Below are 17,509 nucleotides of genomic sequence, written 5' to 3'. Positions count from 1 at the left end.
CGGCGGTCAGGTGCGCCGGGCGCGGGCCTCGAAGGCCGCCGCCATGGTGTCGCCGTGACGCCCCAGGGTCTCGAGCCGCTCGGCGCGCCGGTTCTGCTCGCGTCCCTCCTCGCCGGGGCTCAGGTCGGCGAAGACCCGGGCCTGCTCGGCCTGCTGGCGGTGGCGCTCCGCCTGCTCGCGGAAGAAGGCCGCCTGCTGCCCCGCCGTCGCGGCGTAATCGTCCCGGTAGCTGGTGTCGCGCTCGTTCGTCTTCATGGCAGATCCCCCGATCCGACTGGTCCGTCCGTGCCGGCCGGTCCCTCCGGCCTCCGGTCCCCCGACAGCCGCGTCTGGCCGATGCCGGCGCGGCGGGTCATGGGAGAATAAGGCAGGAATGCCGTATCGATCAAATCGACGACATCGATCAAATCGACGGCGCTCGCGCGGGCTGCGCCGTCCGGGAGGACGCCCGCCGGTCCGCGCAGCACCCGCAACACCCCCTCGGCTCACGCGACAGGCGGACGCGGGCTGCGCGCGGCGGTCTCGGCGAGGGACAAGAGATCGGGTCCCCGGTCGAGGGGCACCGCCTGCGGCGGCAGGTGGGCCTCCGGCACCCGGGCCTCGAGGCTCCGCGGCTGCGCGACGACGAGGTGGAGGGTGGGCCAGAGCGTGGCGACCGCCCGGGCGAGGCCCGCCCCGTCGAGATGGCCGTCCCGCGCGGTCGGCAGGCCGATGAGGACCAGCGCCACCTCGTCGGCGCGCAGCCGGAGGGCCTCGAGGCCGGCATCCGGATCGGCGCAATGGACGGCCTCGAGCCCGGCCCGGGCGATCAGGGCGGCGGCCTCGCCGGCGCCGAGCACGTCGCCGACCAGCAAAGCGAGCCGCCCGGCCGCGCTCCAGGAGGCGGACCCGTCCGTACCGCTCGGCCGCGGCGAATCGGGGATCGTCTCGCCGCCGCCTTGCGCCTCGCGCGCCTCCAGGTCGCGCAGGAGGGCGCTCAGCCGCTGCGGCACCGCGTCGAGCATCAGCCCGTCATAGGCGGCGGCGAGGCCGGACCCGAGGGCGTCGAGGGAGAGGGTGGGGGTGAGTTGCGTACCGCCTGTCCGGCGTCCGGCGCCTGCCACGCCCATCGCCACCTCCTGATCTGATGTCCGTCGTCAGGAGAATAAGCCGCGAGGGGCGGCGAGGTTTCCCCAGCAGGAGCCCGGCCGGGAAACCTTTTTCGGACCAAGAGCTTTCACGCCGGGGAAGGCCGCCGCCGGGCTGGTGCCCCAGCGGGGTATCGGCGACCCGAACAGGCCGCGTCGGATCAGAGCCGCGTGTCTCAGGGCGTTTCGGCGGCGTAGGCCATCATGCCCATCAGGGCGCCGACATCGCGGTAGCGGGCGCCGCGGGTGCTCATCATCGCCTCGAACTTGTCGTGGACCTGCGCCACCGTGAGGCTGCGCGCCTTCCGGCGGCCGACGCGCTCGTAGAAGATCGGGCGGTTCGCCTTGGCGGGCTTCGGCAGCAGGGCGGCGGCCTCGGCCCTCGGCTCCTCGACCACCTTGGCCATGAAGCGCTCGGCGTCGTCCGGCCCGAGGAAGTGGGCGAGGTAGGTCTCGCCGAGGGTGAGCTCGCGGCCGATCCGGGCGGCGATGCGGGCCGCATCGCGCTTCAGCATCTCGCCGGCCATCACGGCGGAGAGGGAGGGATCGCGGCGCAGGTCGAGGATGCGGGCGCGCTCGGCCTGATCGGCGACGCCGTTGTCGTCGCCGATCAGGCCGGCCTCGCGGGCATAGCCGTGCTGGGCGCCGAATTCCCGCATCACCTGGAGCCAGGTCCGCTCGATGAACTGGTACAGGCCGGTCGCCGAGGAGGTCCGCGCCTGGACCTCGGTCAGGAAGCTCGATTCCTTGTCGGCCACCGCCATCAGCAGCACCGGGTCGGTCCGCACGGTGGCGGCGGCGCGCACGATGGTCTGGACCAGGTGGCGGCGGATCCGCATCGGGCCGAAGGTCAGGACCTCGTTGGGGTCGCCCCCGGTGCTGGCGGCCAGGAGGTCGTCGTAGGAGACCCGGTCGACGCCCGACGAGCCGAGGGCGGTGTCGAGGTCGTGGACCGGCTCGCGCAGCGGCGCGATCGCGGTGGCCTCGCGGGGCGGGGAGACCTGCGGCTTGAGCGTCTGGATTTTCGGCTGCGGCATCACCAGCAGGTCGGCCATGATCAGGGTGACGGCCGGGCGGGCGGTGACGAGATCGCTGCCGTACTGGTGCAGCAGGGCGGAGAGGCCCGCCGCCAGGCACCCGGCGGCGAGCAGCGTCCGCGCCAGGACCGGAACGCCGCCCTGGGCGGCACGGGCGCCGCCGCCGAAGGAGAGGACGTCCCCCGAGAGAACGTCCCCGCGGGCCCCCGCCATCCGCAGGCCGCCCCGTTGCGCCGGTCCGTCCACTCGACGTCGCATCTGATGTATCGCCCCGGTTTCCCTGCCTGTGAGGTGCAAGAAGCCGGCGAGATGTGGCGATAAAACGGCGACGCTCGCAGAGCTCAGCCGATCCCTGTTCAAGCTTCGCCGTAAGCGGCCCTGAGCATTCGGGCCTCGTAACGGCCAAGCTCGACCTTCGGGACCGGGCCGGCGACTGGCGGGACGATGCTGCGGCGCAGCGAGGGCGCCCTCAGCGCGGGGCGGGCTGCGCCGTCGCGTCGCGGTCGCGCTGGCGCTTGTTGGCCTGGTGCCGGCCGAGGGCGCAGCCCGCCGCCGCCCCCGCGAAGGTGTGACCGACGGCATGGCCGGCGATACCGCCGACGACGGCGCCCTTGATGCAACCCTTGGCCTCCGCAGCCCCGGCGAATCCGGCCAGACCCACGGCCAGCACGGTACCGGCGATCATCTTGCGCATGGCAAACTCCCGTACGTCACGTCATCGACGTGACTGAACAGGGACAGTCGTCGTTCGGTTCCGTGGCGACGGCGCAGGCCGGGGATGACGGGGCGGGGTTCAGACGTAGGCCAGCACGTAGATCTGGAGCACGATCTCCAGGGCGAGCAGGACCGCGATCAGCGCGAGCAGCAGGGCGAGCACGGCCTGGCCGCGGGTCTCAAACAGCGCCAGCAGGCGGACCTGCCCCTGGGCGCCCGCCTGGGCGCCGATCGGACCGCCCCCCGTCCGCCACGCCGGCGCGGCGGACGGGGGGGCCGGCGTGGGCACCGGGTCGGGGGACGGGGCGGGCAGGGCGGCGGGATCCGGGCCCGGCTCCTCGGAGGCCTGAAGCTCGAAGACCGGGCGATAGCCGCCGACCGGCACCACGATGCGGACCGGCAGGCGGCGGCCCTCGCCGGCATAGACCTCGTCGAGGACGCGCCGGAGGCGGCCGGCCTCGACACGCACGCTCGGATCGTTGCTCGGATCGAAGCTGTCCGACCGGCGCAGGGCCTGCGTGGCGATCGTGTACGCCTTGATGGCCTCGCCGCGCCCGGCCAGTTCCTCCTCGACGATGTAGCTCAGGAAGGCGGCGAGCTTCGGCGAGCGCCGGAACGCGGGTGTGCCCAGGCAGCCGTTGAGGCTGCCCCGTACGGCCTCGACCGGGACGGTCTCCGTGCTGGTCTGCGCGCTCATCTCACTTCGCTCGGGCCATCGATGCCGCGTATCCCCTACAAGCTCCGATCGGAAAGGTTGCTCCATACAATGTGCGTATGGTGCCATGCATCCTTGCCGCTGCGTATTCGCAAATGACGAATATCGGCCAAAAAGGACTGGGCAGGTCGTTGCCGGGGAGCGCGACGGCAGGAGGCCGCTTCGTCTTCGACTGAGCAACGGGCGGAGCCGGCGGGCATCCTTAACTGATCGCTAACCATATCGGGCGGAGGATCGGGCAACCCTGACCGCACCGAGGTGATCCATGCCGCAGCATCAGACCCGCCCGCTGCCCACGGCGTTCGCACGCTACCCGATCCCGCTCGAGCTGCTGGCGGTCCTGCATCGCGCCAGCGAGGACGACGTCGATGCCCTGGTCTCGCGGATGCCGGAGACCGGGCGGGCCCGGCTCGCGGCCTATTGCACCGACAAGGATCACCTGCACCGCCTCGGGCTGCGCATCGCCGGCACCTGCGACCAGGCCGCCCTGGCGCGGGTCGTCGGCGCCGATGCGGGAGCGAGCCTCTACGCCCAGTCGCGACCGGGCAACGCGTTGCCGATCTGACCTCGCGGTCCGCCACCGCCGGACGGTCGTCGAGGGGCTGCGCCAGGCGCGGCCCCTCTCGCGTTCCAGGGTCCGGCGGCCGGCGATCCTGCGCATCCCTCGCCTCGTCCGGCCCCTGTCGCGTCGGGGGACGTCCGCTCCGGCCAAAGAAAAAAGGCCGCTCTTGCGAGCGGCCCGAAGTCTAGGGAGGAAACGCCCAAAGAGGGCAGCAGGACCGCGACGCCATCGCGACCCTGCGATGCACAAACTAGCGTGCAGCGCACAAAACGCAAGCGCAATTTTCGGTTTCGCGCGTGGTCGAAACGGATGGCAGCGCTGCCCCACGCGAATGCCTTTCGAATCAGGCACTTCGCGAAGGTTGTGTCTGCATGCCGCAGCCCAAAGGGCGAGGAACCCGATCCCACGGGCGTGGTTGAGGCGGGGACGACAACCTGTGGAGGAAACAACGATGACACGCCTTACCGCGATCGGCGCCGGACTGTTCCTGCTCGCCGGCACGCTCGGCGCCGCCGCCGGCCCCTGCGCGCCGGGCCAGACCGCCCAGAAGATGGACAAGAGCTCGAACGTCGATCCGTCGGCCACCGCCTCCGTGAGCCCGGGGGCGAAGGCGGAATCCCCCGGCACGGTCGGTGCGATGCAGAATGTCGGCTCGCAGACCGCCACCTCGCCGGCCGATGTCAGCCGCCAGTCGAAGGGCGAGAAGACGGCCGCGCAGCAGGCCAACGACTGCTGAGGCCGAGACAGGCGGTCTGGTTTCGCGGCGCGGGCTCCTCGACGGGGGTCCCGCGCCGTTCGCGTTTCGGGGGCCGGCCTTACGCCCGGATGTCGCAGCGGCGGCGACGGTTGAACCCGGGGCGGCCTCGGATGCGTTGGCTCCGGGCCTTTCCCGGGCGCCGTCGGGGCGCCCGGCACGACGAGGAGGGGAGAGATGGCGGACAGGACACCGGAAGTGGCGCGGGCCCAGATCGAATTCGCGTTGCAGGCCAAGCGCGAGTCCCTGGCGGCGGCCTCCACGGCCCTGCGGGATTCGCCCGACAGCCACGAGGCGCGGCGCGTGGTCGAGCGGCTGACGGAGGATGTCGGGCGCCTGGAGATCCAGTTGCGCGGCGCACTCTGACCGTCAGGGGCGAGGCCGGTCCCGGCCCATCGCGACGAGAGTTGCGGCTGAGGGAGGCGATGCCCGATCGCGCGCCGCGGTCGGGCATCGCCGCGTCCGGGCTTCAGGCCGGTCCCGAACCCCGGAGATAGCCTTTCGCCCGCAGGTAGTCGCGCAGGATAAGGCAGATCGCCTCGCCGCGGGAGCGCTGCTCCACCGCGGCGAACTCGGTGAGCGCCAGGGCGATGTCGTCCGGGATGTGGAACGCCTCCTCGTCGGCGCGGGGCTCGGGGGAGGAGACGGGCGTCTCGGCGGTCTCGGTCATCGGGCGCCTCCGGTTCTCCCGGGTATCGCTCCGGGCGGCGGATCGTTCCTCCGCCCGCGCCCGCCTCGCACCATCGGCGTACCCCGATCGTGCCACGCCCCCGCCGGAGGGCGCGATTGTCCGGCCATTCGCCTCCGGGGAGGATCGGGCGCGGTGCCGCCGGCACCGTGCACGAAGATGGGAGACGACATGATCGCGTCGTTCGCGCGGGCCGACCTGCGGCGCATCGCACGCGGAGCGGGCCTCGCCTGCCTGCCGGTGCTGGTCTGGCTGTCGTGGATCCCGAAGGCGTGGGAGACCCGCACCGGCGCCGCCGGCCAGAGCGAGCACCTCGTCGCCTATGCGGGCACGGCCGTTCTCCTCGGTCTCGGCTACTCCCGCGTGCCGGCCTGGCGGCTCGGCCTCTCCCTGATCCTGCTGGCGGCCGTGCTGGAGTTCGGCCAGCTTCAGGTTCCGGGCCGCACCGCGCAAGTCGTCGACTTCGCGGCCAGCGCCGGCGGCGCCCTCATCGGGCTCGGCGCGGCGCGCGCCCTCGGCCTCGCCGCCCGCGCCCTGGCCGGCCGCCGGATCGCGGCCGGCGCCTGAACGCCGGGCCTGTTCCTCAGGCTGCGCGGACCATCCGCGGACGGGCCGGCCGCGCGAGGCCGAGCCGCACCGGCTCCTCCGGCCCGCGCACGGTGAGGGCGAGGCTCACGGTCATCACCGGCTCGCCCGCCCGGTCGCGGACCCGGACCTTCAGGTCGGAGAGGTCGGCCCCGGCGAGGCCCGCCCCGGCGAACTCGATCGCCGTCCGGGTCGCCTCGCTGCGGATCTCGTCCTGGCTGCACAGAATGAGCCCGATATCGTCCCGGCATTGCCAGGCCCCGGCGCTCAGATCGAAGAAGTAGCGCTGCACACCGTCCTCCCCTCGTTCTGGGGAAAGAAGTGCACAGACCTTCAGGTCGATGCTTTAACAAATTTGAAAGGAAAGTGCTGATCGACCCGCTCGACCGAGGCCCGAAGGCCCGGGAGATGATCCGCAACGTGCGTGGTACCGCCACCCCGGCTCGAACGGGGGACCTCTAGATCCACAATCTAGCGCTCTAACCAACTGAGCTATGGCGGCTCGCGACGGGGGGCTGTGTAGTCCGGCCCGCGCGCCGTGGCAAGCGCCGATCTCGGCCTTGGCCCGGGAAAAGTGCGCCGGCTGCCGACGCGATCCCGGTCGACCGGCGGGCGCCTTCGCCCTAAACCCCCGGAACGCCAGCCAGACCCCGCCCGCCTGCCCCGACGGTCCGATGACGCCGAAGTCCGAGACGGCCCGCCGCTTCCTCACGGAGAGCGCCCTCGTGCTCGCGCCGAGCTCCCTGCGCGCCTGGGTGCGCAGCGGCGAGATCGGGCTGATCCTGCTCGCTGCCCTGGTCGGCTGCCTGTCGGGGGCCATCGTCAGCCTCATGGGCTGGGCGGCGCAAACCGCGCACGAATGGCTGTTCGGCCTCGACCTCGACGAGCGCCTGAGCGCCACCCCGCACGTGCCGGCGCTGGTGGCGCTCGGCGTGCCGACCCTCGGCGGCGCGGTGCTGGGCGTGGCGATCTGGCTCGGAGGCCGCGTGCGGCGGGTGCCGAGCCGCCCGGTGATCGACCCGATCGAGGCCAACGCGCTGCATGGCGGCCGGCTGTCCCTGGTGGATTCGGTGCTGGTGGCCGTGCAGAACCTGATCTCGAACGGCTGCGGCGCCTCGGTCGGGCTCGAGGCCGGCTACACCCAGATCTCGGCCGGCCTCGCCTCCCGCCTCGGCCTCAGCTTCGAGCTGCGCCGCACCGACATGCGGATCCTGGTCGGCTGCGCGGCGGCGGCCGCCATCGCGGCGGCGTTCGGGGCGCCGCTGACGGGGGCGTTCTACGCCTTCGAGCTGATCATCGGCACCTACGCGATCGGGTCGCTGACGCCGGTCGTCACCGCGGCGCTCGCCGGCGCCTTCGTGTCGCGGGCGATTCTCGGCCACCAGACCGTCATCACCCTGGGGGCCACCCCCCCGGTCGGCCCGGCCGACTACCTGCCGACGCTGGGGCTCGGGCTGATCTGCGCCGGGCTCGGCATCCTGATCATGCAGGGCGTGACCCTGGTGGAGGAGGGGGTGCGGCGCACGAAGCTGCCGCCGCTCGCCCGGCCGGCGCTGGGCGGCCTCGCGGTCGGGGTGCTGGCCCTCGTCGCGACCCCGCAGGTGCTCTCGGCCGGGCACGGGGCGCTGCACCTCAACCTGACCGACGACGGCGCGAGCGTCGGTGCCGGAGCCCTGATCGCCCTGTTCCTCGCCAAGGCGCTGGCCTCGGCGATCTCGATCGGCACGGGATTTCGCGGCGGGCTGTTCTTCGCCTCGCTGTTCCTCGGCGCGCTCGCCGGCAAGGTCTTCGTGATGCTGGCCCCGCCCCTCGTGGCCATGGTGCTGCCGCCGGCCACCTACGCGGTGGTGGGAATGAGTGCGCTCGCCGTCGCGGTGATCGGCGGGCCGATGACGATGACCTTCCTGGCGCTCGAGGTGACGGGCGACTTCCCGATCGCCGGCCTGGTGCTGGTCGCGGTGATCGCCTCCTCGCTCACGGTGCGCAAGACCTTCGGCTACTCCTTCGCCACCTGGCGCTTCCACCTGCGCGGCGAGTCGATCCGCAGCGCCCACGACGTCGGCTGGATCCGCACCCTCACCGTCGGCCAGTTGATGCGCCGCGAGGTGCGCACCGTGCGGACCGACACCACGCTCGCGGCGTTCCGGCGCGCCTTCCCGCTCGGTTCCGGCACCCAGGTGGTCGCGGTCGACGAGGCCGGGCTCTATGCCGGCATCGTGCTCGTCGCCGAGGCCCATGCCGCCCCGATCGACGACAAGGCGACGGAGACCCGCGTCGCCGACCTCCTGCGCTACCGCGACGAGGTGCTGCTGCCGCAGATGAACGCCAAGGAGGCGGTGGCGCTGTTCGACAAGGCCGAGAGCGAGGCGCTGGCGGTGGTCGAGAGCCGCGAGGCCGCCCGGGTGATCGGCATCCTGACGGAGAAGCACACCCTCAAGCGCTACAGCGACGAGCTCGACCGCCAGCGCAGGGCGAGCGTGGGGGAGGTGGCGTGAACGGCGATTGACCGCCCGCGCGGGATGGGCGACGCGAAGGGGCCATAACAGGAGGGAATGCCCATGCCGACAGCCCATCGCACCTACCGCATCGCCGTGATCCCCGGGGACGGCATCGGCAAGGAGACGGTGCCGGAGGGCGTGCGCGTGCTGGAGCAGGCGGCCAAGCGCCACGGCTTCACGCTGCAGCAGGATTGGTTCGACTTCTCGTCCTACGACTACTACGCCAAGCACGGCCGCATGATGCCGGAGGACTGGAAGGCGCAGATCGGCGGGCACGACGCGATCTTCTTCGGCGCCGTCGGCTGGCCGGAGAAGATCCCGGACCACGTCTCGCTGTGGAACTCCTTGATCCTGTTCCGGCGCGAGTTCGACCAGTACGTCAACCTGCGCCCGGTGCGGCTGATGCCCGGCGTGCCGAGCCCGCTCGCCGGCCGCAAGCCCGGCGACATCGACTTCTGGGTCGTGCGCGAGAACACCGAGGGCGAGTATTCGTCCGTCGGCGGCCGGATGTTCCAGGGCACCGACCGCGAATTCGCCGTCCAGGAATCGGTCTTCACCCGCCGCGGCACCGACCGGGTGCTGAAATTCGCCTTCGACCTCGCCCAGTCGCGGCCGAAGAAGCACCTGACCTCGGCCACCAAGTCGAACGGCATCTCGATCACCATGCCGTACTGGGACGAGCGGGTCGAGGCGATGGCGCCGCATTATCCCGACGTCGCCTGGGACAAGTACCACATCGACATCCTGACGGCCCACTTCGTGCTGCACCCGGACTGGTTCGACGTGGTGGTGGCCTCGAACCTGTTCGGCGACATCCTGTCGGATCTCGGTCCGGCCTGCACCGGCACGATCGGCATCGCGCCGTCGGGCAACATCAACCCCGAGCGCGACTTCCCGTCGCTGTTCGAGCCGGTCCACGGCTCGGCCCCCGACATCGCCGGCCAGGGCATCGCCAACCCGATCGGCCAGATCTGGTCCGGCGCGATGATGCTGGAGCATCTCGGCGAGAGGGACGCCGCGGCCGAGATCGTCGCCGGCATCGAGCGGGTGCTGGCCGAGCGGACCCTGCGCACCCGCGACCTCGGCGGCAACGCCGACACGGCGGCCTGCGGGCTCGCCGTCGCGGAAGCGATCGGCTGAGGGGAGGGCGCCCGGCTCTCGGCCGGGCGCCCCTTTTCGTCGCGAGCGGATGAGGGGGATCTCCTTCGAGGAGAGAGGGGACGCGGCCAGCCAGTGCACGCCCTCCTCGAAGATGTTGGGGTTGGCGGGATCGTCGCGCAGGCCGAGTTCGCGGGCGCGCGTCTCGCTGAACCGGTTGCTCTCGATGATCCCGGCATCGACCGGGCAGTCGATCTCGATCGACGCACCCGGCTTGCCGGGCTGGCGACAGGGCAGGACGTCGGTGCCGGATACAGCCGTAGGCGGTCGCGCGCTGGAAGATCGCCTGCAATCCCTGCCGGGCGTAGAGATCGTTCTCGAACACGACATCGACCATCGGGTTGTTGCGGACGACGAGTTCGGCCGTCGACGGGCGGATCTTGCAGCCGGGAGCGGGATCGGGGGCGGCCCCGACGCCGACCGGGGCATCGTGCGCTGCCTCACCGACGAAGCGCGTCGCGTGCGCCTCGGACGGCGGCGGCCCGACCCGCAGGGCCGTCGTTCGCGCGCGGAACCGATATGAGAGCTGGTGACGCCGCATCGCGACGGACGCCGAAGCCGGACGGAGCGCGCGGCGCTGCCGTCTGCGCGCGTCGCGCCCCGGAACCATTGTCCACACCTCTCCGTTGCGGCCCGGCGCTGCAGCAACCCGCGCCATCGGCCGTGCGGGTGCAGTGTCGGGAGAGGGTCATGAGCAAGCTGATTCGCGGCAAGATGCTCCGTGGGACCATGACGGCCGCCGTGCTGGTGCTCGGCGCCGCGACTGCGTTCGCGCAGGGCGGGGCCGGCGGTGGAGCCGGCGGCGGTGGGGCTGCGGGTGCCAGTGCAGCCGGTGGTGGGGCCGGAGGCGCTGGCGGTGCCGGCGCGGGCGGCGGAGCCGGCGGCGCGGGCCCGGGCGGCGGGGGTGCGGCAGGTCCGCGCGGCGGCGCCGGAGCGGTACAGCCGGGCGGCGGGGCCGGTTCGGCGGGCGGTGCGGGCGAGCAGCCGGGTGCACCCGGCGGTCGAGCCGGCGGCGAGGGAGCCCAGCCGGGCGCCGGCGGCCGCGGGGCCGAGCAAGGCGGCGGACGTGGAGCGGCGCAGGGCGAGCGCGGCGAGCGGGGAGCCGAGCGCGGCGAACGTGGCGAGCGCGGAGCCGAGCGCGGCGAGCGGGGAGCCGAACGCGGGGATCGGGGCGAGCGCGGAGCCGAGCGCGGCGAGCGTGGCGAGCGTGGCGAGCGCGGAGCTGAACGCGGCGAGCGTGGCGAGCGCGGAGCCGAGCGCGGCGGCGGCCGGAGCGAGGCCCGGGGCGCGGTCTCCCGCCTCGATACCAGCCAGCGCACCGAGTTCCGCCAGACCATCGTGCGCTCCGGCGTGCGGCCGGTGACGAACGTCAATTTCAGCCTGAACGTCGGCACCGCGGTGCCGCGTTCGGTGACCCTGCACACGCTGCCGCCGGCGATCATCACCCTGGTGCCGGCCTATCGCGGCTTCCGCTACGTGCTGGTGCAGGACGACATCGTCATCATCGATCCGGACACCTACGAGATCATCGACGTGATCCCGGGCTGAGACCATCGGAGCCTCGTGCCGCGGACGGGAAGCGGGACGAGGCTCCGGGGTTTGGGAGCCGCTTCTTCGTCACGAAGCGGCTCCGGCTCCTCCCTCCTGCTGCCTCGTTCTCGGCGAAGCGATGGCCACCTCGCCGGAGGGTGCGCGCGAGCCACCGGTGTGTGAGGCCCGCACGTCTCACACGGCGTCGAGTTCGCTCATCTGGAAAGACCGGATGCGTTCCGCTTCGGCGGCGTCGAGGACCAAACTGTCCTGGTCGGCGAGCGCGGCCAAGCCGCCGGGCCGGACGGCCCATTCAGCCATGCGGAGATACAGCACGGTTCCCTTGCGAGCGCCCTCGATGAGATCGTCGAAGTGGCGCTCCTCGAGGTCGCCCTGCGCGATGGCGTCCATGATCTGGTCGCCGTGCGGCAAGGCCTCATGCTGGTGCAGCACCAGGAACTTGGTGTTCTCCCGGCTGAGATACGGACCTTGCAACGCCCGCTTCACCCACGACTTGGCGTTGCCGTCGGAAATGTTCTCCAGGACGGTCGCCGCACCGAGGCGGACGAATGGCCGCTCCTGCACGACGCTCCGGAAGTAGGCATGCCAGAGCTCGACGTCGAAGGGCATCGGCAGCGGGTTCAGCCCGAGCCGGTCGAGATCGTTGGCGGCCACGAGATAATGCAGCTCCTCCTCATTGGCGAAGCGGTAGAGGAACTCCCGCAAGCGTCGGCGCCGGGCGAGATCCGGATGCGCCGCAATGGCCATGAAGTAGCGCTGCACGTCCCGGGTCAGATGATACTGGAACGAGAGGTAGCGGACATACTGGTCCACGGTCGTGCCGTGATGCTCCAGGTAGGAGCGCAGCAGCGCGGCGAACCGGTCCTGTGCCTCGGTGATGCAGGCGGTCAGGCGTTCCATGCCGGAAGTCGGCTCAAGCGGCGTCATGATGGATTGTCCGTCCCAGAACAGGTTGCATCCGCGTGTCGAGAATCATGACCTGAAGGCGACCACCGGGGCCATCATCGGACCAGCAACCGGTCTCCTGAAACTCGAAGCGTCGGAAGAACGGCACCAGCCGTTCCGCGGTCTGCATGACGCAGTAGCGGTACCCGCCCGTCACGGTGCGCAGGCGGACGAAGCGGACGAGATCGGCGACGTGGCGTCCGCGCTGCGTCGCCGGGCGAACCAGCCGCGAGCAGACCAGGGTGAGAGCCGGGTCGATGCCGGCCGCGGCGGCGGCCTCGCGCAGGCTCGTACCTTGCGGCTGGTGCCGGTCCTCCAGCAGGCCGATGCGCATCGCCGCGGTCAGGCCCGACGCATCGGCGGCGTAGATGTTCACCGCCGAGAAGTCGGCGATCTCCACGAGGCAGTCCCGCTCCAGGATGTCGGACCGGTACGGCTTGCCCTGCCCCTGGACGTATTGCTCATGGCGCAGATGCCCTATTCGGCGAAGCACCGCGAAGTCGCGCACGACGCGGACATGCGGGTATTCGGCGCATTCGTGCAGGGCTTGGCGCAGAGGGGCCGGGCTGCCACCCGCCGGATCGGCGAGCCTGCCGGTGCTGCATATCATGGTCGGTCTCGCCTCCCCGTCGATCATGGGTCGGATGCGCCGCATCCGCCCGAATGACGCTAAGGCTGCGACGTCATCGCCTTTCACCCGATCGGGTGATCGTCGCGAAAGTTCGCGCCGAGCCGGGCGAGCGTCAGACCTGCCCCTTCAGCCGCTGGACGAACACGGCCAGCTCCGATTGCCGTGACAGGCCGAGCTTCGCGAAGACCTGCCTGATCTGCGTCCGGGCGGTCTCGTGGCCGATGCCGAGGATCCGGGCGGCCTCGACCAAGGACACCGACCCATCCATCAGGAGCGCCAGCCGCGTCTCCGCCGGCGAGAGGCCGAAGCGGCCGCTCAGGCTGTGTTCCGCCCGGGCCTGGCCCGACGCTGCCCGGCGCAGGATGACCAACGCCAGACGGTTCGGGCTGAACAGCGGCGCCAGGCCGGGCTGCCCGGTGAGATCGGTCCTGAGGCTGAGGGCAACGATCCTGATGCGCTCCTGCGCCAGTGCCACCGAGGCGTCGCCGGTCAGCGTCTCCGATCCCGCGCAGGCGAGGGCGGTCTCCGCCGCGAATGCCCGGCCGAGGCGGGCATGGGGAAAGTGCAGGCGGTTGCGCGCGCCGACGCGGATCAGGTCGCCGGCGGCCAGCATCGCCTGCCCCGGGCCACTCGCCTCGATGAGATGCAGGTCGCCGGTGACGACGAAGGCCGGGTCGGCGAGATCGGCCAGTAGCGCGCGCGCCGTGGCAGGCACCTTCGCGGTCGGGAAGCGGACACGGTTCGCCTCCAGGGCACGACGCATGCGCGGTCCGAGCCGGTCGAGAAGCGGGCCGAGCCGCGCATGGGTCCGGTCGGCCCGGGCGAGGCCGTGCTGGATTGTCACGACCGCAAGGCGGCCGTCGCCGTCGAGAAGCTTGATGCCGCTCGATGCCTCCGCCTCGCCGACGTGGCGGAGCCAGTCGGTGTAGAACTCGGTGTCGCGGAACGACGAGGCCGGCAACAGAATCTCGGAATACATGCTGACGAGGGCCGGCGTTTGCAGAACGACGGGCGTCCACGGGTTGATGGTCCCGTAATGGCGGGCATAGGCGTCGATGCTTCCGGTCTCCCAGCCCCAATGGAGCATCGGGATCCCGCGCTCGGCCGTGGTGTCGAAGACCTGCAAGGCGGGCTTGGTGCCGGGAATGCGGCGGCCGAGTTCGGCGACCACCTCGTGCCACAGGTTGGGATCGAAGGCGGCCTGATCGACGAGCCGGCCGATATCCTCGCTCGCGGCCTGCACGAAGTCCCTATCGCCGAAACCCGCCATCCGTTTCGCTCCCTGCGCTGGCCGGCCGCTGTTTCAACACGTCATGGTGAGACCGGCTGCGCCATGGCTGGGCTCCGCCGGGGTCGATCTCCGCTCATCCGGTCGTCGCATCGACGACCGCTTCGTTGCGCCGGCAAGCTTGCCCCATGCGGCAGGCGCCATTAGGGTCCGGCTCGCCCGGCACGGGGCCAACCTCCGGCCCCGGCGGATGTTTTTCAAGCAATCTGGAGTCGACATCATGGGCTTTCTGGCCGACGCCCTCTCGCGCGTGAAACCCTCCGCCACCATCGTGATGACCCAAAAGGCGCGGGACCTGAAGGCCCAGGGGCGCGACGTCATCAGCCTGTCGGTCGGCGAGCCGGACTTCGACACGCCCGAGCACATCAAGCAGGCGGCGGTCGAAGCGATCCGCCGCGGCGAGACCAAGTACCCGCCGGTCTCCGGCATCGTGCCGCTGCGCGAGGCGATCGCCAAGAAGTTCAAGCGCGAGAACGGCCTCGACTACAAGCCGAGCCAGACCATCGTCGGCACCGGTGGCAAGCAGGTGATCTACAACGCGCTCCTGGCCACCCTGAACCCGGGCGACGAGGTGGTGATCCCGCGGCCCTACTGGGTGTCCTACCCGGAGATGGTCGGCCTGTGCGGCGGCACCCCGGTCTTCGCCGACACCACGATGGAGACGAACTTCAAGCTCCAGCCCGAGGAGCTGGAGCGCGCCATCACCCCGAAGACCAAGTGGGTGATCCTCAACTCGCCGTCGAACCCGTCGGGCGCCGCCTACAGCCACGCCGAGATGAAGGCGCTGACCGACGTGCTGGTGCGCCACCCCCATGTCTGGGTGCTCACCGACGACATGTACGAGCACCTGGTCTACGGCGACTTCACCTTCGTGACCCCGGCCCAGGTCGAGCCGGCGCTCTACGACCGGACGCTGACCATGAACGGCGTCTCGAAGTCCTACGCCATGACCGGCTGGCGCATCGGCTACGCCGCCGGCCCCGAGGCGCTGATCAAGGCGATGGACTTCGTCCAGGGCCAGCAGACCTCCGGCGCCGCCACGATCTCGCAATGGGCCGCGGTCGCCGCCCTCGACGGGCCGCAGGACCACCTCGCCGAGTTCCGGGCCGCGTTCCAGACCCGGCGCGACCTCGTCGTGTCGATGCTGAACCAGACCAACGGCCTGCGCTGCCCGACGCCGGAGGGCGCGTTCTACGTCTACCCGTCCTGCGCCGAGCTGATCGGCAAGCGCGCCGAGTCGGGCAAGGTGATCGAGACCGACGAGGACTTCGTCACCGAGCTGCTGATGGCCGAGGGCGTCGCCTCGGTGCATGGTTCGGCCTTCGGCCTCGGCCCCAACCTGCGCATCTCCTACGCGACCTCGAACCAGCTCCTGGAAGAGGCCTGCCACCGCATCCAGCGCTTCTGCGGCTCGCTGCGCTGAGTCGAGGCTGGTCCGCGAGGGCGGACGCGACGTGATTCGACCCGGCGGGCCCCGCGCCCGCCGGGTTTTTTCATGCTCCGGTCAAGCTCGCGGGCCCGGCGCGTTTAGACGCAAGCGGCGGCGCCGCATTCCGGTTGCCCCGCCGCCCCGGTCTGGCTTACACGGACCGTCCTCGATGCCGGCGCGTCCGGAGGCTTCCGGAACCCATCCGGGCTGTGCGGCAAAGAGGTCGGCGACGACGGGGTGGGGCGGACCAGTTCTCTGCAACCCATTCCTGTGAGGCTCAGTGGGCCGAGCAGTCGCAGGAGCGTCACGGGTTCGGGGAACAGGAACCGCGATCCTGGCGCATGGCCCACCAGAACTTCGCAGGCGACCAGACTTAGGCTGCTCGACATAACCCGTCGCCTCCCGTTGTGGGACGGGATGGGCTTAAGCTTCGGGGGCCGCCCGTTAAGCATTGTGGCCCAAGACTGGCGGCGCGGGTCGGATCGACGGCCCTGAACCGAGCTCGCGGGTCCCGACCAGTCATGTGGCGCCTCCTCACCGGTGGAATCAAAGTCATCATCGCCATCGCCGCCCTGACCACGGCCGCGAACTGGATCGCCCTGCGCGAGAAGGACCGGGCGCCGAGCCCGGCCCTGGCGGCGGCGATGGATCCCCCCACCACCGGCGCCCTCGCGCCCCGCAAGACCACGGCGGCGCCGGCCCGCCTCGACCAGCGCGGCCTCGGCCGGCTGATGTCGGAGGCCTCGGGGGAGGGGCGGCGGCATTGACGGGGGCGGACCAGCCCGCTCGCCGTCGGAGCTGACATCCTCCATCGTCGTTCCGAGGTCGCGCCGCGGAGCCCGGAACGACGCGGAGGGGATCGGACGAACCGTCGAGGCGGTCGCCGGCCGCTCACCGCGCCAGCACCACCAGCCACCCCGGCACGCCGACGCCGTTCTGCCGCCGGATCTCCGCCGGCTCCAGCAGCGCGACCGCGAATCCCGCCGCCGCCGCGTCCGCCCGCACGCTCGCGATGCCGTGGGCGTAGCGCCCATCCGCCCCCAGCACGACGCCGCGCTCGCCCGGATGGCCCTGCACCGTGAAGGCGAACAGGCCGCCGGGCGCCAGCACCCGGGCCACCTCCCGCAGCACCGGGCCAATCTCGCGCAGGTAGATGAACACGTCGGCCGCCACCGCGAGACCGGCGCTGTCCGGCGGCTCGCCGGTCAGCGCGGTCCGCAGGTCGCCCTCGTGCAGCCGGGCGTAGAGGCCGGTGCGGCGCGCCTCGGCCAGCATGCCGGGGGAGAGGTCGATGCCGACGAGAGGGCCGACGAGGCCGTCGAGCGCCCGGGCCATCAGGCCGGTGCCGCAGCCGAGATCGAGGGCGGGGCCGAACCGGGCCTCCGCGCCCGCCACGCGCACCAGGGCGTCGCGGATCAGCGCCGGGCCGCAATAGCCCAACCCCTCCACCAGGTGGCGCTCGAAGCGGCCGGCATAGCCGTCGAACAGGGCCCGCACATAGGCCGGCGAGATCGCCGCCGCGGGCGCCTCGCCGAGTTCCGCGAGGTGCAGGCCGGCGCCGAGGGCATCGTCCGGGTCGAGGGCGAGCGCCGCCCGGAAGGCCTCGGCCGCCTGTCCGCGCGTGCCTGAATCGGCGGCGCGGGCGCGGCCGAGGAGCAGCCAGGCCGGCCCGTAGCCGGGAGCGAGCTCCAGCACCTGGGCGGCGAGGTCGGCGGCGGCGCCCGCATCGCCCTCGGCCAGAGCCGCCTCGGCCCAGGCGTAGCGGCGGTCGGCGAGAAGGTCGCCGGAGGAGCGGACGGGCATCGCGGGCGGTTCCGGGGGAGGGGA

The 17,509-nt window shown here is 71.9% G+C and carries 21 protein-coding genes and 1 tRNA gene; 10 read left to right on the top strand and 12 right to left on the bottom strand.

Annotation, left to right across the window (positions count from 1 at the left end; genetic code table 11):
• Positions 1 to 6: 6 nt before the first annotated feature.
• From FF100_RS05610 to FF100_RS36915, 5 genes are all read right to left on the bottom strand, one after another.
• Positions 7 to 255, bottom strand: coding sequence for a hypothetical protein (locus tag FF100_RS05610; protein WP_139034581.1), 249 nt, complete (start codon positions 253 to 255; stop codon positions 7 to 9).
• 230 nt (positions 256 to 485) lie between these two features.
• Complete coding sequence (locus tag FF100_RS05605) at positions 486 to 1,109, bottom strand: hypothetical protein (RefSeq protein WP_139034580.1); 624 nt, start codon at positions 1,107 to 1,109, stop codon at positions 486 to 488.
• 194 nt (positions 1,110 to 1,303) lie between these two features.
• Positions 1,304 to 2,377: a transglycosylase SLT domain-containing protein gene (locus tag FF100_RS05600; protein WP_139034901.1), complete on the bottom strand. Its 1,074-nt coding sequence runs from the start codon at positions 2,375 to 2,377 to the stop codon at positions 1,304 to 1,306.
• A 256-nt stretch (positions 2,378 to 2,633) separates the two neighbouring features.
• Entirely contained in the window at positions 2,634 to 2,858 is a 225-nt protein-coding gene (locus tag FF100_RS05595) for a hypothetical protein (protein WP_139034579.1), read from the bottom strand.
• Between the two features lie 99 nt (positions 2,859 to 2,957).
• Positions 2,958 to 3,575, bottom strand: coding sequence for a hypothetical protein (locus tag FF100_RS36915; RefSeq protein ID WP_171070061.1), 618 nt, complete (start codon positions 3,573 to 3,575; stop codon positions 2,958 to 2,960).
• Between the two features lie 283 nt (positions 3,576 to 3,858).
• Between FF100_RS36915 and FF100_RS05585 the strand changes: the two genes are divergently transcribed.
• The 3 genes from FF100_RS05585 to FF100_RS05575 all read left to right on the top strand — a co-directional run bounded on the left by FF100_RS05585 (position 3,859) and on the right by FF100_RS05575 (position 5,275).
• Entirely contained in the window at positions 3,859 to 4,158 is a 300-nt protein-coding gene (locus FF100_RS05585) for a hypothetical protein (protein WP_139034577.1), read from the top strand.
• Positions 4,159 to 4,606: 448 nt separating this feature from the next.
• Positions 4,607 to 4,891: a hypothetical protein gene (locus FF100_RS05580; RefSeq protein WP_139034576.1), complete on the top strand. Its 285-nt coding sequence runs from the start codon at positions 4,607 to 4,609 to the stop codon at positions 4,889 to 4,891.
• Positions 4,892 to 5,086: 195 nt separating this feature from the next.
• A complete protein-coding gene (locus FF100_RS05575) occupies positions 5,087 to 5,275 on the top strand; it encodes a hypothetical protein (protein WP_139034575.1) in 189 nt (62 codons plus the stop codon).
• A 103-nt stretch (positions 5,276 to 5,378) separates the two neighbouring features.
• Here FF100_RS05575 and FF100_RS05570 read toward each other — a convergent pair whose 3' ends face one another.
• On the bottom strand, positions 5,379 to 5,579 hold the full coding sequence (locus FF100_RS05570) for a hypothetical protein (RefSeq protein WP_139034574.1): 201 nt from the start codon (positions 5,577 to 5,579) through the stop codon (positions 5,379 to 5,381).
• Positions 5,580 to 5,768: 189 nt separating this feature from the next.
• Between FF100_RS05570 and FF100_RS05565 the strand changes: the two genes are divergently transcribed.
• Positions 5,769 to 6,164, top strand: a complete 396-nt coding sequence (locus tag FF100_RS05565) for a VanZ family protein (RefSeq protein ID WP_139034573.1) — start codon at positions 5,769 to 5,771, stop codon at positions 6,162 to 6,164.
• A 16-nt stretch (positions 6,165 to 6,180) separates the two neighbouring features.
• Here the strand turns inward: FF100_RS05565 and FF100_RS05560 are convergent, their stop codons facing one another.
• Positions 6,181 to 6,474: a DUF6894 family protein gene (locus tag FF100_RS05560; RefSeq protein ID WP_139034572.1), complete on the bottom strand. Its 294-nt coding sequence runs from the start codon at positions 6,472 to 6,474 to the stop codon at positions 6,181 to 6,183.
• Positions 6,475 to 6,607: 133 nt separating this feature from the next.
• Positions 6,608 to 6,684, bottom strand: a tRNA-His gene (locus FF100_RS05555).
• 172 nt (positions 6,685 to 6,856) lie between these two features.
• Between FF100_RS05555 and FF100_RS05550 the strand changes: the two genes are divergently transcribed.
• From FF100_RS05550 to FF100_RS05535, 4 genes are all read left to right on the top strand, one after another.
• The gene (locus tag FF100_RS05550) at positions 6,857 to 8,677 is read left to right on the top strand and encodes a chloride channel protein (RefSeq protein WP_139034571.1); all 1,821 of its coding nucleotides are present in this window, start codon (positions 6,857 to 6,859) and stop codon (positions 8,675 to 8,677) included.
• A 63-nt stretch (positions 8,678 to 8,740) separates the two neighbouring features.
• A complete protein-coding gene (locus FF100_RS05545) occupies positions 8,741 to 9,820 on the top strand; it encodes a tartrate dehydrogenase (RefSeq protein ID WP_425463282.1) in 1,080 nt (359 codons plus the stop codon).
• 184 nt (positions 9,821 to 10,004) lie between these two features.
• Positions 10,005 to 10,361: a hypothetical protein gene (locus tag FF100_RS05540; protein WP_139034569.1), complete on the top strand. Its 357-nt coding sequence runs from the start codon at positions 10,005 to 10,007 to the stop codon at positions 10,359 to 10,361.
• A gap of 167 nt (positions 10,362 to 10,528) precedes the next feature.
• Positions 10,529 to 11,386: a DUF1236 domain-containing protein gene (locus tag FF100_RS05535; protein ID WP_139034568.1), complete on the top strand. Its 858-nt coding sequence runs from the start codon at positions 10,529 to 10,531 to the stop codon at positions 11,384 to 11,386.
• Between the two features lie 177 nt (positions 11,387 to 11,563).
• Here the strand turns inward: FF100_RS05535 and FF100_RS05530 are convergent, their stop codons facing one another.
• The 3 genes from FF100_RS05530 to FF100_RS05520 form a co-directional block, all read right to left on the bottom strand.
• Positions 11,564 to 12,289: an iron-containing redox enzyme family protein gene (locus FF100_RS05530; protein WP_171070059.1), complete on the bottom strand. Its 726-nt coding sequence runs from the start codon at positions 12,287 to 12,289 to the stop codon at positions 11,564 to 11,566.
• A gap of 13 nt (positions 12,290 to 12,302) precedes the next feature.
• A complete protein-coding gene (locus FF100_RS05525; protein ID WP_139034566.1) occupies positions 12,303 to 12,971 on the bottom strand; it encodes a hypothetical protein in 669 nt (222 codons plus the stop codon).
• A 106-nt stretch (positions 12,972 to 13,077) separates the two neighbouring features.
• On the bottom strand, positions 13,078 to 14,235 hold the full coding sequence (locus tag FF100_RS05520; RefSeq protein ID WP_139034565.1) for a helix-turn-helix transcriptional regulator: 1,158 nt from the start codon (positions 14,233 to 14,235) through the stop codon (positions 13,078 to 13,080).
• A gap of 238 nt (positions 14,236 to 14,473) precedes the next feature.
• Here FF100_RS05520 and FF100_RS05515 point away from each other — a divergent pair, with 238 nt between their 5' ends.
• Both FF100_RS05515 and FF100_RS05510 read left to right on the top strand, forming a co-directional pair.
• Positions 14,474 to 15,676 carry a pyridoxal phosphate-dependent aminotransferase gene (locus FF100_RS05515; RefSeq protein ID WP_139034564.1) on the top strand — a complete coding sequence of 401 codons (1,203 nt, stop codon included), beginning with the start codon at positions 14,474 to 14,476 and terminating at the stop codon, positions 15,674 to 15,676.
• 527 nt (positions 15,677 to 16,203) lie between these two features.
• Positions 16,204 to 16,449 (top strand): hypothetical protein, encoded by a 246-nt coding sequence (locus FF100_RS05510; protein ID WP_139034563.1) that lies wholly within the window; start codon positions 16,204 to 16,206, stop codon positions 16,447 to 16,449.
• Positions 16,450 to 16,573: 124 nt separating this feature from the next.
• Here the strand turns inward: FF100_RS05510 and FF100_RS05505 are convergent, their stop codons facing one another.
• Positions 16,574 to 17,485: a class I SAM-dependent DNA methyltransferase gene (locus tag FF100_RS05505; RefSeq protein WP_139034562.1), complete on the bottom strand. Its 912-nt coding sequence runs from the start codon at positions 17,483 to 17,485 to the stop codon at positions 16,574 to 16,576.
• Positions 17,486 to 17,509 lie beyond the last annotated feature (24 nt).

Origin of the sequence: Methylobacterium terricola, from assembly GCF_006151805.1 — a bacterium.
Classification (GTDB): domain Bacteria; phylum Pseudomonadota; class Alphaproteobacteria; order Rhizobiales; family Beijerinckiaceae; genus Methylobacterium; species Methylobacterium terricola.
Note: the sequence above shows the minus strand (reverse complement) of the source record. Positions and strands in the feature narration are given on the sequence as shown.

Excerpts from the sequence above, each read along its gene's own strand:
- FF100_RS05610 (WP_139034581.1), bottom strand. The coding sequence starts at position 255 with ATGAAGACGAACGAGCGCGACACCAGCTACCGGGACGATTACGCCGCG.
- FF100_RS05605 (WP_139034580.1), bottom strand. The coding sequence starts at position 1,109 with ATGGGCGTGGCAGGCGCCGGACGCCGGACAGGCGGTACGCAACTCACC.
- FF100_RS05600 (WP_139034901.1), bottom strand. The coding sequence starts at position 2,377 with ATGGCGGGGGCCCGCGGGGACGTTCTCTCGGGGGACGTCCTCTCCTTC.
- FF100_RS05595 (WP_139034579.1), bottom strand. The coding sequence starts at position 2,858 with ATGCGCAAGATGATCGCCGGTACCGTGCTGGCCGTGGGTCTGGCCGGA.
- FF100_RS36915 (WP_171070061.1), bottom strand. The coding sequence starts at position 3,575 with ATGAGCGCGCAGACCAGCACGGAGACCGTCCCGGTCGAGGCCGTACGG.
- FF100_RS05585 (WP_139034577.1), top strand. The coding sequence starts at position 3,859 with ATGCCGCAGCATCAGACCCGCCCGCTGCCCACGGCGTTCGCACGCTAC.
- FF100_RS05580 (WP_139034576.1), top strand. The coding sequence starts at position 4,607 with ATGACACGCCTTACCGCGATCGGCGCCGGACTGTTCCTGCTCGCCGGC.
- FF100_RS05575 (WP_139034575.1), top strand. The coding sequence starts at position 5,087 with ATGGCGGACAGGACACCGGAAGTGGCGCGGGCCCAGATCGAATTCGCG.
- FF100_RS05570 (WP_139034574.1), bottom strand. The coding sequence starts at position 5,579 with ATGACCGAGACCGCCGAGACGCCCGTCTCCTCCCCCGAGCCCCGCGCC.
- FF100_RS05565 (WP_139034573.1), top strand. The coding sequence starts at position 5,769 with ATGATCGCGTCGTTCGCGCGGGCCGACCTGCGGCGCATCGCACGCGGA.
- FF100_RS05550 (WP_139034571.1), top strand. The coding sequence starts at position 6,857 with ATGACGCCGAAGTCCGAGACGGCCCGCCGCTTCCTCACGGAGAGCGCC.
- FF100_RS05545 (WP_425463282.1), top strand. The coding sequence starts at position 8,741 with ATGCCGACAGCCCATCGCACCTACCGCATCGCCGTGATCCCCGGGGAC.
- FF100_RS05540 (WP_139034569.1), top strand. The coding sequence starts at position 10,005 with ATGATCCCGGCATCGACCGGGCAGTCGATCTCGATCGACGCACCCGGC.
- FF100_RS05535 (WP_139034568.1), top strand. The coding sequence starts at position 10,529 with ATGAGCAAGCTGATTCGCGGCAAGATGCTCCGTGGGACCATGACGGCC.
- FF100_RS05530 (WP_171070059.1), bottom strand. The coding sequence starts at position 12,289 with ATGGAACGCCTGACCGCCTGCATCACCGAGGCACAGGACCGGTTCGCC.
- FF100_RS05525 (WP_139034566.1), bottom strand. The coding sequence starts at position 12,971 with ATGATCGACGGGGAGGCGAGACCGACCATGATATGCAGCACCGGCAGG.
- FF100_RS05520 (WP_139034565.1), bottom strand. The coding sequence starts at position 14,235 with ATGGCGGGTTTCGGCGATAGGGACTTCGTGCAGGCCGCGAGCGAGGAT.
- FF100_RS05515 (WP_139034564.1), top strand. The coding sequence starts at position 14,474 with ATGGGCTTTCTGGCCGACGCCCTCTCGCGCGTGAAACCCTCCGCCACC.
- FF100_RS05510 (WP_139034563.1), top strand. The coding sequence starts at position 16,204 with ATGTGGCGCCTCCTCACCGGTGGAATCAAAGTCATCATCGCCATCGCC.
- FF100_RS05505 (WP_139034562.1), bottom strand. The coding sequence starts at position 17,485 with ATGCCCGTCCGCTCCTCCGGCGACCTTCTCGCCGACCGCCGCTACGCC.